9 protein-coding genes are annotated in these 12,179 nt (G+C 44.1%); 2 read left to right on the top strand and 7 right to left on the bottom strand.

Translation table 11 applies throughout. From position 1 onward, the window contains the following. Window positions 1-545: hypothetical protein (locus QVO88_RS06305; RefSeq protein WP_288177837.1), on the top strand; the 545-nt coding region annotated here is incomplete at its 5' end. 49 nt (window positions 546-594) lie between these two features. Here QVO88_RS06305 and QVO88_RS06300 read toward each other — a convergent pair. The 7 genes from QVO88_RS06300 to QVO88_RS06270 all read right to left on the bottom strand — a co-directional run bounded on the left by QVO88_RS06300 (window position 595) and on the right by QVO88_RS06270 (window position 11,032). Beyond that, window positions 595-1,293, bottom strand: a complete 699-nt coding sequence (locus QVO88_RS06300; protein WP_022287656.1) for a PHP domain-containing protein — start codon at window positions 1,291-1,293, stop codon at window positions 595-597. Beyond that, window positions 1,293-2,462: an AGE family epimerase/isomerase gene (locus QVO88_RS06295; protein WP_022287655.1), complete on the bottom strand. Its 1,170-nt coding sequence runs from the start codon at window positions 2,460-2,462 to the stop codon at window positions 1,293-1,295. The genes QVO88_RS06300 and QVO88_RS06295 overlap by 1 nt, the downstream gene beginning before the upstream one ends. A gap of 64 nt (window positions 2,463-2,526) precedes the next feature. After that, complete coding sequence (locus QVO88_RS06290; RefSeq protein ID WP_022287654.1) at window positions 2,527-3,789, bottom strand: DUF1015 domain-containing protein; 1,263 nt, start codon at window positions 3,787-3,789, stop codon at window positions 2,527-2,529. A gap of 68 nt (window positions 3,790-3,857) precedes the next feature. Continuing rightward, on the bottom strand, window positions 3,858-6,632 hold the full coding sequence (secA, locus tag QVO88_RS06285; RefSeq protein WP_022287653.1) for a preprotein translocase subunit SecA: 2,775 nt from the start codon (window positions 6,630-6,632) through the stop codon (window positions 3,858-3,860). A gap of 186 nt (window positions 6,633-6,818) precedes the next feature. Continuing rightward, complete coding sequence (locus tag QVO88_RS06280) at window positions 6,819-7,538, bottom strand: N-acetylmuramoyl-L-alanine amidase (RefSeq protein ID WP_022287652.1); 720 nt, start codon at window positions 7,536-7,538, stop codon at window positions 6,819-6,821. 173 nt (window positions 7,539-7,711) lie between these two features. Continuing rightward, the gene (locus QVO88_RS06275; protein ID WP_265290658.1) at window positions 7,712-9,265 is read right to left on the bottom strand and encodes an NPXTG-anchored protein; all 1,554 of its coding nucleotides are present in this window, start codon (window positions 9,263-9,265) and stop codon (window positions 7,712-7,714) included. Between the two features lie 171 nt (window positions 9,266-9,436). Next, window positions 9,437-11,032: a peptide chain release factor 3 gene (locus tag QVO88_RS06270; protein ID WP_022287650.1), complete on the bottom strand. Its 1,596-nt coding sequence runs from the start codon at window positions 11,030-11,032 to the stop codon at window positions 9,437-9,439. A gap of 749 nt (window positions 11,033-11,781) precedes the next feature. Here QVO88_RS06270 and QVO88_RS06265 point away from each other — a divergent pair. Next, window positions 11,782-12,179: hemolysin III family protein (locus tag QVO88_RS06265; RefSeq protein ID WP_288177835.1), on the top strand; the 398-nt coding region annotated here is incomplete at its 3' end.

Genomic DNA, 12,179 nt, shown 5'->3' with positions numbered 1-12,179 from the left:
CCGTTTGGCTTGTGTTAGCCGGATTATTTGTATTGTTTTTCTGGATCACTTGCTTAAAGAACATAGTTTCTTCTGATGAACCTGAAGATGATGAAAGCGGAATAAATACCTTTAACTACAGCTGTCCCCATGACGATACCTATCAGGAACCAACGCTGAATATGGGAAAATATTATCCAAACGGAGATACAAGCAAAGATTATTTTATAATAGGAGAAAACAACACTCTGAAATACAGCGGAGATTCGGAATATCTTTGCAATAAGCTGTTTACGTTTTATGACGAGACCGCAAAGCAGGATACGATAAAAATGTGGTCTGAAACCAGAACATATACTATTAAAACCTATCACGAAGCAAGAGATCAGATACTAATTGAATTTGACTATGGAAAACATGAAAATGCTTTCGCTTTAGCATTTAATTATGTTGATGAAAACACATTCGTCGCCGTAGATACTTACATTCGTGTTCCCGACGATTCTGCCGCTGAATCGGAATCTTATTCCGACGATGTTTCGGTAAATGAAAGCAAAATTTCATAGTAAAAAAACTTCAATGGCAAAAAATGTCATTGAAGTTTTTATTTATGTTTTATGTTTCAGCCGGCTTTTCCGGAATTATCGGGGTAAGCTTTCCGTCACGGAGAAATTCTATGTAATCTTCTATGGAATTGATCGGCTCGTCAGTTGCAACACCGCTGATACGGCTGTCCTCCACCCACAGGTGGTGATTGTCCGTACCGCCCGTCTGTGCAAAGCCGAACTGCTCGGCATACCATTTTGCACGCTGATTATAGACCTCTTTGCCGTTGCCGCTGTTATAGACCTCAACGCCGTCTATCCACTTTGGCAGGAGCTTTATTTCATGAATATACCAATCTGCCTCACGAAAAGGGTGGGCATGGACTAACACGCCACCTGCTTTATGCACTCTGTCAGCAAACTGATAAAAGCTTATATCACTTATGTTATCATTGGCAAGAAGAAAGTCCTTGTCGATACCATAGGTCAAAAGGTCTGCACCGAAGTAGGAATACTCCAGACCGAAAAACACTTTCAGACCTATCTTGTCACCCTCCTCTTTGGCATTCTCATAACCCTTGCAGAACTTGTTCACTCTGTCCTCCCAACTGTCAAAGTTGGTGACAGCACAGTTGCCGTTGAAAAAGTGGTCGGTGACGATGATCCCGTCATAGCCAAGGGCTTTATAACGCCTTGCCTGCTCTGCTCCGCTTGCAGAGGCACAGGCGCTTCCCTCGGCGGTATGCAGGTGTGTTTCATACCTGAACATCAGAAGTCCACGCCTCTGTTGATGACTTCCATGCACATTCTGCCGTTATGATAAGGGCATTTCCATGGACCTACTATCTCTTTCCAATCGTGGGGTTTATGGTCATAGGAAACCTCGGCATACCACTCTGAGCCTTCTCTCTTGTCGATTATCTCAGCCTTGATATATTCCCACACACTTCTTGCACTTTCAAGGAACTTCTTTTCTCCGCTGTGCTGATAAGCGTTGATGAAGCCAACAACAGACTCGGCCTCTACCCACCATACACGCTTCTTGTCTATCTTATCGTTCTCACGCTCGTTGTTCAGTGCGCCGTTATCAAGAGCGATATTCTGGATATTATGAGAGATCTTAAGATCCATTTCAGCAAACTGCTTTTTAAGCTCCTCGTCGCCAAGAGTATCGCAGGCAAGATCCATAAGCCATGTTGCTTCGATATCGTGACCAAATGAATGTATATCTCCCACAAGGTCGAACTTTGTGACAAAGAAAACTTTCAGAGCGTTAGTTTCAGGAGTATAAACAATATCTCTCATCTGACCAAGCTGGAATTTAAGCCTTTTAGCAACTTCCTCGTTGTGGTCTGCCTTATAAAGCTCGGTATAAGCTTCGATAAGGTGGAGGATAGCGTTCATGGTCTTATCAGCATGCAAGCCATTCTCAGAAAGAGCGTCATTTGATACCAAATTCCACTGTCTGTCAAAAGCTTCTCTGTAGCCGTACTCATCGAGAGTGTTGTTCTCGATATCGTGGAAAAGCTTATAGGCAAGCTCCAGAGCTTCCTTATCTCCGCTTGCGTTATAGTAGCATGACAATGCATAGATAGCAAATGCGATGTTGTATGTATGCTTCATAGTGTCGGCAGGCTCGCCCTTATAGTTCATCATCCAATAAACTCCGCCGTACTCATAGTCAATACAGTGGTTTTTGATAAACTCGTAAGCGTGGCGTGCGTTGTCAAGAAGTGTCTTATCGCCCAGAGTGATATACGCTTTTGAATAGAACCAAAGTATTCTTGCGTGGAGGATAACGCCCTTATCAGCCTGCTTATCCAGCTTGAGGTCATAGCTCATAAAACCGTAAAATCCACCGTTCTCATCATCTCTCAGCTTGTTCCAGAAGGGAATGATATGTCCTGTAAGTTCCTTTTTGACTTCTTCAATTATCATCGTAAAAACTCCTTTTAAAATATATTGTCTACGATTTTTCTATTTCAGTATTTCTTTAATGTTTCTATTTCAATATTTTCCTTGCCTCAACATAAAATCTCTTATCCTCGGCATGACCCATGGAGAACGTTTTTCTTGGCAGTGCGCCGTCAACGATAACTGTAGGGAAAAGCTCTTCCTTGCCCATGTCAGGGAGCATAAAGCCTATGGAATTTTCCTTTGCGGAAAGCTCTCTTATGACCTCTGCACCGTGGATATAGTCCACCTTGCCGCCTTTTTCCTTGATATAGCTGTCAAGGAAATTCTGCAATGAGCCGACAGTGAGCTTTGAAGTTGGCTTATGTATATAGAGAGTCTTTTCCGTGCCATTGTCGCAGACAACTATTGCCTGCTCTGACCTTTCCTCAGAAAGCTCAAGAGCCGCTGTCATTTCGCTCATAAGAGCCTTTGTGTCAACGTCTGTAACTATCCTATGGATAGCTTCAAATTCAAGTGCATGTGAATGAAGATTCACTATCTCCACAAGGGCATATCTGCAAAGAGCATTGCTCATGTCCTTATCAGGGTTCTCTCTCTTCTGCTCCTCGTAAAATTCCTTTGCAGTAGCGAGAGAATGGTTGCCGTCACCCATTGCGTAGACAAGAGGTGAAGTTTCCTTAAGACCATACTTTGTATTGAAAGCGTCGATATCACCAAGCTTTTCAAGTGCGGCTATTATCTTTTCCTGCATAGGCTTTTCAATAAGATAGCCTGCGATATGACCACCCTTTTTCATAAGGTCAAAGTCATAGAGCTTTTTCATTTCTCCCTTGTGAGCTTCAAGCGGCTCAACAACGCTTTTTTCTGTATCGTCAACGAGTATCATGATATGCGGCAGCTCAACAGGTGCGCCACGTCTTACCTTTATTCTAGGCGGTATTCTCTCCACAACTGTGGCTTCTGTTGCTCTTACGGCAGACTTCGAGCCTTTGCGGTAGTCATACTCTTCAAGGTCGATAGCGCCAACAATGCCCGCTCTGACCTTTCCGTCAGACTGTGTTCTTTCAACGTATATCATAGCGTCCTTATACTCTTCAAAAACGCCCTCGCTGATATAGCTGTCCATATTCTTATGTATGTCGGCTATTCTTTCATCAACGTTATCGTCCTCCAGATAGACCTCAGGCAGGATAAGGTTAAGTGCGCTTTTTGCACCCTCTGTTATCTTTTCCACGTCAGCCCAATACTCAGGCTCAGAGGTATACTGGTCGCAGGCAACCACTGCCCATTTTGACATATCGGCGTTCTTAGGCAGAAGTATATCTGCACTTTTAAATGCTGTTGACATTTCACTACACTCCTATTATTCTTATATCCAAAACAGGACGGCTGTTTTCACCGTCCTGCATATTGTTTTTATTTCTCAGAGCTGTCAGAGCTATTCTCTGCCTGCTCGGCTTCGTCAGCCTGTACACCGTTTCCGGCACCGCAGCAGTTCTTATACTTCTTGCCGCTTCCGCATGGGCAAAGATCGTTTCTGCCCGGCTTCTTAGCCTTTCTTACGGTCATGTTATGATGCTCGCCCGGCTTGAGAACGTCCTCTCTCTTTGGAGCGGCGCTGTTCTTTCTTACCTGAATGGTGAACAACATTCTTACAGTGTCCTCACGGATAGATGCGACCATATCGTCGAACATATCCATACCTTCCATACGATACTCAACTACTGGGTTCTTCTGACCGTATGAACGCAGACCGATACCCTTTTTCAGCTCGTCCATATCGTCGATATGTGCCATCCACTTTGTATCCACAACTTTAAGCAAAACGACTCTTTCTATCTCATGGAGAAGTTCCTGACCAAGGTCTTCCTCACGCTTTGCGTATATCTTCAAAGCTCTGTCTTCAAGGAGGTCGATTATATCCTTCTTTGTTATCTCGTCAAGCTCCTGTGGGGTATAGTTGAAGTCGTCCTCAACTGTGATTATGCCCATAAGTCTGTCCTTAAGACCCTGCAGGTTCCAGTTATCCTGAACGTCCTCGTCAGTGATATACATATTTACAGAATCCTCAACAAACTCCTTTATCATGCCGAGAATGTTGTCATGGAGATCCTCTCCGTCAAGCACCTGCTGTCTTTGCTTATAGATTATCTCACGCTGTGTGTTCATAACGTCATCGTAGTTAAGGACGTTCTTTCTGATGTTGAAGTTTCTGCCCTCTATCTTCTTCTGTGAGGACTCGATAACACCCGTGAGCATTTTTGACTGTATTGGAGTATTCTCGTCAACTTTGAGAGTGTCCATCATAGCTGTTATTCTCTCGCCGCCGAAAATTCTCATAAGGTCGTCTTCAAGTGAGAGGAAGAATGTGCTTTCGCCCGGGTCGCCCTGACGGCCTGAACGTCCTCTGAGCTGATTGTCGATACGTCTTGACTCGTGTCTTTCTGTACCGATGATATAAAGTCCACCTGCTTCTCTAACCTTTTCTGCAAGCTCCTTTACCTCTTCTGAATACTTTGCATAGAGTTTCTTATACTCTGCTCTTGCAGCCAGAACTTCCTCGTCCTGAGTATTTGAGAAGCCTGCTGCCTCGACAGCCACTTCCTCAGAATAGCCCATTTTCTGGAGGTCTGCAAGGGACTTATACTCAGCATTACCGCCAAGCATGATATCAGTACCACGTCCTGCCATGTTAGTAGCGATAGTAACAGCACCGTATTTACCTGCCTGTGCAACTATCATAGCCTCACGGTCATGGTGCTTGGCGTTAAGCACTTCATGCTTGATGCCCTTATTTTTCAGCAGTCTTGAAAGATACTCTGACTTCTCAACGGAAACAGTACCAACGAGGACAGGCTGTCCCTTTTTATGGCACTCTATCACCTGCTCGATAACGGCATTGAACTTGCCCTTTTCTGTTTTGAAAACAACGTCTGGGTGGTCAATTCTGATAACAGGCTTATTTGTCGGTATCTCGATAACGTCGAGCTTATAGATCTCTCTGAACTCGTCCTCCTCAGTAAGTGCAGTACCTGTCATACCTGACAGCTTGCCATACAGACGGAAGTAGTTCTGATATGTTATAGTAGCGATAGTCTTTGACTCTCTTGCTATCTCAACGCCCTCTTTTGCTTCGATAGCCTGATGCAGACCGTCATTGAAACGTCTACCCTGCATGATACGGCCTGTGAACTCGTCTACGATAAGAACTTCTCCGTCCTTAACAACGTAGTCGATATCCTTTTTCATAACGCCGTTTGCCTTGATAGCCTGATTGATGTGGTGGGCAAGGGTCATATTATCAGCGTCCATAAGGTTTATAACGTTGAACGCCTTTTCTGCTTTCTTAACACCGCTCTTTGTAAGAGTTGCGGTCTTAGCCTTTTCGTCGATGATATAGTCACCGTCCAGAAGGTCGTTATCTGCCTTATCGTCCATTTCAACAACTGTAACAGGCTTCAGGGTCTTTGCAAATCTGTCAGCAAGTGAATAAAGCTTTGTTGACTTGTCGCCCTGACCTGAAATGATAAGCGGAGTTCTTGCTTCGTCTATGAGGATAGAGTCCACCTCGTCCACGATAGCGAAAGCGTGCTCTCTCTGAACCTTATCTTTCTTATAGATAACCATGTTGTCACGGAGGTAATCAAATCCGAACTCGTTATTTGTACCATATGTAATATCGGCGTTATAAGCTTCCCTCTTCTGCTCCTTGTTCATGCCTGTGAGCACAACGCCGATAGAAGTGTTCAGGAAGTGGAACACCTTGCCCATTTCCTCAGACTGGAACTTAGCAAGATAGTCGTTTACTGTTACAACGTGAACGCCATTTCCTGTAAGGGAGTTAGCATAAGCCGCCAGACAAGCAACGAGAGTTTTACCTTCACCTGTTTTCATTTCGGCGATACGTCCCTGATGAAGAACGATAGCACCGATTATCTGAACAGGGTAAGGCTTTTTGCCAAGCACTCTGAACGCAGCTTCACGGCAAACCGCAAGAGCGTCAGGAAGAACGTCATCAAGAGTTGAAAGCTCGTCCAGCTTGCCCCTCAGAATGGCAGTCTGTCCGCCCAGCTCCTCGTCAGACATATCGGCATACTTACTTTCAAGCTCGAGTACCTTATTCTTTATAGGCTCGATCTTGGCAAGCTCTTTTTTAGAATAGTTGCCGAATATTTTATCAAATAATCCCATGTTTCAATCCACCTTTATTTATTCTCCTGCCAGAATTTATGACAGGAAAAAGTTAAAAAATATACTATGCTATAAATACACTATTATATTATACAATATCCCCTTTTAAAAGTCAAGCAATTTATGTAACGTTTTACAAACAAAAAACGACGGACAGTGTTTTCTCACTGCCGCCGCACCAATGGACTATTTCTGCATAAGTCTATATTCGCTGATACCTGTCAGCACTGTAAACGCCACCTGACGCTGATAGTCCTCATTCTCCAATTTCTGAGCCTCCTCAGGGTTTGAAAGAAAACCGCACTCTATCATAACCGCAGGATTTTTGGTATTATTAAGCAGATAAAGCTCGTCGCCTACCGGCTTAATTTCTCTGGTATTGTCAGGCTGTAAAAGGGAAACGAACTGCTTTTGCATCACTCCCGCAAGCTTTTCACCCTCGGCATTGTCTTTAGAATAGAACATCTGCGCACCGCTGTAGCGGCTGTCGGTAAACTGATTTTGGTGTATAGAAACTGATATGCCCTCGGAATATTTTGAGAATATGGCAAGGCGGTTTTTCATATCGGACTTTTTCTGCTCCCCAAGCCCCTCTGTGCCTTTGTCATAGATAGATATATCGCTTTCACGGGTGCAAACAACATCATAGCCGAGAAGCTTCAGACCGTCACGGAGGCTTTCCGCCACCGCAAGGTTTATCCCCTTTTCAGGTGTGCCGTCAACAGAAACACAGCCTCCGTCCATACCACCGTGACCTGGGTCGATGACCACCACAGGCTTATCCATGGTCGTTTTCACCGTCCCACCTGTCATGACGGCTTCGCCGTTGTTTTTGCCATACCAGCACACTGCCGCAAAGCCTGCTATCACCACACAGCACAAAATATTCTGCAATCTTCTGAACATATATCCGCCCTCCTAGTTTTTGTCCTTTGTACAAGTTATGCGGACAAAGGACGGCTTATGCAAAAAAATCACCGCACCACGAGAGGGTACGGTGATAAAATATTCAGCACGCAGATAATATGCCAATATACGGGTGAACGCTGTTCACCTCTGCATATGTTAGGCTGAAAAGACTACTTCTTTTTACGCTTTGCACATATCGCCAAACCTGCTCCAGCGGCTATTATTGCGGCTGTAACGCCTGCCGCCGCACCTGTTGACGGATTTGTTGACGAATCGGTATTATAATTCTTTGAAGCCTGAGAGCCTGCTGTTTTGTCAGGGTTAGAAATATCATTTGAAGTGTTCTTCTTTTCTACATATGTAAAGTTTGCTCCGCCCACAACGTCCCCAAGCTTATAATCGTCATATGACTCTGCAAGGGTGCCTTCATCATTAGGGACTTTGTTTTCGCCCATGGTGCTTATTGTTACAGAAAGCTCATCATAGTCGCTGTTAAGCTTTGCAAGATACGCCTGAAACTCCTCTGATGTGGCTTCCTTTCCCTCGATAGTGTATGAAGTCACGCCTTTTTTGCTGTCATATTCTGCGGTGCAGATATCAGCGGTGAGACATTCACCAAGACAGCTAAAAAGCTTTCTCACTGCGTAATGCTCCTTGCCGTCCTCTGTATATCTATCCTCTGAAAGGTATGTTTTTTCGCCAGTCTGCTTGTTTACATAAGGCTTGAAGCCGAAGCCGTTCTCACCGTCGCCATGGTCGTTCGACACATTGGTATCCGCCAAAAAGCCTGCATTGCCCATACCGATAACGTCATAAAGCCTTAAAGCAGTACCTTCATCTAAGAGGTCTGCAATACCGCCGATAACAAAGTCAGGAACACCGTCAAAGTTTAAATCCTCAAACCAACTGTTATAGCTCCAATCAACATCACTAGCAATTTCATAAGGAGCGTCAGCCATTATCTCTTTAAGAAGATCGCACATCTCGACTATTACGCTTGTCATATCGTCCTTTTTGTTCTCCGCCGTCATGACAACGCAGTTATAATCGTTATACATTTCCAGAAGCTTATCAGCGTCAGCCTTTGCAGTTTCATCTGATGTCAGCTCTGTATTTTCCACTTCAAGAGGGATAAATCTGCTGAGGGTGGATTTATAGTTATAATACTCGCTCTCGCTGACCTCTTTGCCGTCTGTTTTGTAAACAGTGCTGTCAGTTTCCAAATCGTATTCTTCCGAGCAAAGCTCCTTTTCAGTAACGCCTTTTTCAGGGTCAAAGGTCATAGTTTTTATCTTATCGTTACTTGAAAAATATGATACCTCCCCTGTATAAAGATCTCTGTAAGGCATATAATCAAAGCCCATAAATCCCGGAAAATACTGTCCGTTTGCAACAGTGTCATCTATCTTTATCTCCTTGCCGTCCTTGGTAAGAATAGAATAATGTCTGTCGCCGTCAGCCATTTCGCCGCCTATTATAAACTCAGGCACACCGTCAAAATCCAGATCCATGAACCATGAGCCATAGTCGAAGTAGATCTTATCGCCGTCTGCAACACTGTCCATACTCTTTAAAATATCAGGCAGCTTGCCGTCTATGAAATTGACGAAGTCTTCTCCTGCGTCCTTATCAAGAACATAGGAAGCGTCTGCCGAAACTGTAGTGAACATCATGCTCGCTGACATAATGACCGCAATTGCCGCCGCACTTATCTTTTTTATCATACATATCACCCCACAAAAATAGTTTTCATACATATACCTACTTAATATTTCATACATATATCTACTTAATATATAACATATATCAAATAAAAAGTCAAGAAAAAAACTGACCAAAGCACACACTTTGGTCAGTTTATCACTTTTTAGGGAAGGGTATTTAGCAATATTGTATTATTGCAGGTCGCCTCTGTTAAATTCTGAAAGCTCAAGGCCCTCGTTTCTTTCAAGCGCCCAGCGGATATTCCACTCGCTTGTGAAAAGAAGCAGATAGTTGTCACGGAAGTCCTTGACAAGCTTTGTGTCACTTGAAAGCTTCAATGTCTTAGGGTCGATATCCTTGTTATCTATCCAGCGGATATAAGAATAAGGCAGACCCTCTTTGAAGAGGTCAACGTTGTACTCATTTTTCATTCTGTATTCAAAAACTTCAAGCTGAAGAACGCCCACAACGCCCACGATAACTTCTTCCATACCGCTGTCAGGCTCATGGAATATCTGTATCGCACCCTCTTGTGCGATCTGTGTTGTACCCTTTACGAACTGCTTTCTCTTGAGGGTATCCTTCTGACGGACTCTCATAAAATGCTCAGGTGCAAAGGTCGGGATAGACTCGAACTCGAACTTTTTCTTTGGCGAGCAGATCGTATCGCCAATAGCGAAGATACCTGGGTCAAACACACCGATTATATCTCCTGCATAGGCTTCGTCGATTATCTCTCTTTCCTGAGCCATTATCTGCTGAGGCTGAGAAAGTCTGAGCTTTTTATTGCCCTGAACGTGGAGAACTTCCATATCCTTATCGAACTTGCCCGAACAGATACGCAGGAAAGTGATACGGTCACGGTGAGCCTTGTTCATATTAGCTTGTATCTTGAATACGAAAGCCGAGAACTCAGGGTCGAACGGATCTATGATACCGGCAGAAGAATTTCTCGGAGTAGGAGAAGTTGTCATTTCGAGGAAGTTTTCCAAAAACGGCTCGACGCCGAAGTTTGTAAGAGCAGAGCCAAAGAACACAGGCGAAAGCTCACCCTTTCTCACCTTTTCGATATCAAACTCATAGCTTGCGCCATCGAGAAGCTCGATATCATCGCAGAGAGTTGAGTGGAGATCCTCGCCGATAAGGCTGTCAAGTGACGGGTCGGAGAGGTCGACTTCTGTAGCTGCCACCTGATGCTGTCCACCGCTTGCCTCAAAAGAGATTATATGCTTTTTATCTCTGTCATAAACGCCCTTAAACTCTTTGCCTGAACCGATAGGCCAGTTCACAGGATAGGTCTGGATACCAAGCTCAGACTCTATCTGCTCCATAAGATCAAAAGGATTTCTGGACTCACGATCCATTTTATTTACGAAAGTAAATATAGGGATATGGCGCATAACGCAGACCTTGAAAAGCTTTCTGGTCTGATTTTCCACACCCTTTGAAGCGTCTATTACCATTACGGCTGAGTCTGCAGCCATAAGAGTACGGTAGGTATCCTCAGAGAAGTCCTGATGTCCAGGAGTATCCAAGATATTTATACAATAATTTTTATACTGGAACTGCATAACAGAAGAAGTAACAGAGATACCTCTTTGTTTTTCTATTTCCATCCAGTCTGAAACAGCATGGCGGGAGTTCTTTTTACCTTTTACAGCACCTGCCTGAGCTATCGCACCACCATAGAGCAGAAATTTTTCCGTAAGAGTTGTTTTACCTGCGTCAGGGTGGGAAATTATCGCAAAAGTACGGCGGCGTTTGATCTCATCTTCAAGCTTACCCAAAATTATTCCTCCATATTTCATTGCATTTTTAAACATACCTTGTTAGTATAGCACAGTATCGCTTAAATTGCAAGAGATTTTTTATGAAGAAAGCGGCGTTTGTAGAATGAGGAGTGAGGAATGAGAAATGAGGAATTATGGTATCGCCTGTCGGCGATAAATTTTTTGTAGAGGCGACCGCTGGTCGCCTGTTTCTTGTTTGCCCATACATTCCTGCGATATCCACACATTATTTATGTTTTCACAAACCATGTAGGGGACGCTACTTTGCCGTGCCGCAAAATCGCTTCGCTCTTTGCGGATTTTACGTTGTGCAGGAAACAACAAAAGCGGTGCAGGTCTTATTCTTCGATACTTATTTGTTTAGTGATTTAGTTTGTATTTCTTCTTTTCACCTCTGCACCGCTTAATCGGCTTGCGCCGAATGAGGCTCTGCCTCAAACTCCGCTAGGGACTCTGTCCCTAGACCCTGCAATGGGTTTCACCCCTTGACCCTGACCAGGGGCGTGCCCCTGGACCTTTTGCTCGCTTCGCTCGGTGTTGGGGCACAACTCTGGTCAGCTTTGCCCATTCCTCACTCCTCACTCATCATTCCTCACTCCTCATTCCTCATTCCTAATTCCTAATTCCTCACTCCTCACTTTTTACACCTGTATTTAAACTTGACAAGTGTCTAAAAAAATGTTACTATACTATAGTAATAAAACTTATATGCAAATTCTCGGTCCTATCGGAAAGGAAATGATACTATGTCAAAATCTGCTGAGATCCAATCTCAGGATCTAACCAAAAGATACACCCTCGGCGAGGAGATCTTCAACTCCGTTTCACACGGTGCAGGCGGTCTGCTATCCATTGCCGGCACTGCCGTTCTTATCGTTCTCGCTGCCATTTACTCCAACGCCTGGGGCGTTGTAAGCTCCGCTATTTTCGGAGCTTCTCTTATCATACTTTACACCATGTCAACCCTTTATCACGCTATCACAAACCCTAAAGCTAAAAAATTCTTCAGGATAATGGATCACAACACCATTTTTTTCCTCATTGCAGGCACCTACACCCCTATCACCCTTGTGCCTTTGAGAGGTGCGTTTGGCTGGGTTCTTTTCGGAATCGTTTGGGGTGCGGCTATTCTTGGCATTGTGCT

The organism is Ruminococcus sp. CAG:57, from assembly GCF_000435935.1.
GTDB classification, from domain to species: domain Bacteria; phylum Bacillota; class Clostridia; order Oscillospirales; family Ruminococcaceae; genus Hominimerdicola; species Hominimerdicola aceti.
Note: the sequence above shows the minus strand (reverse complement) of the source record. Positions and strands in the feature narration are given on the sequence as shown.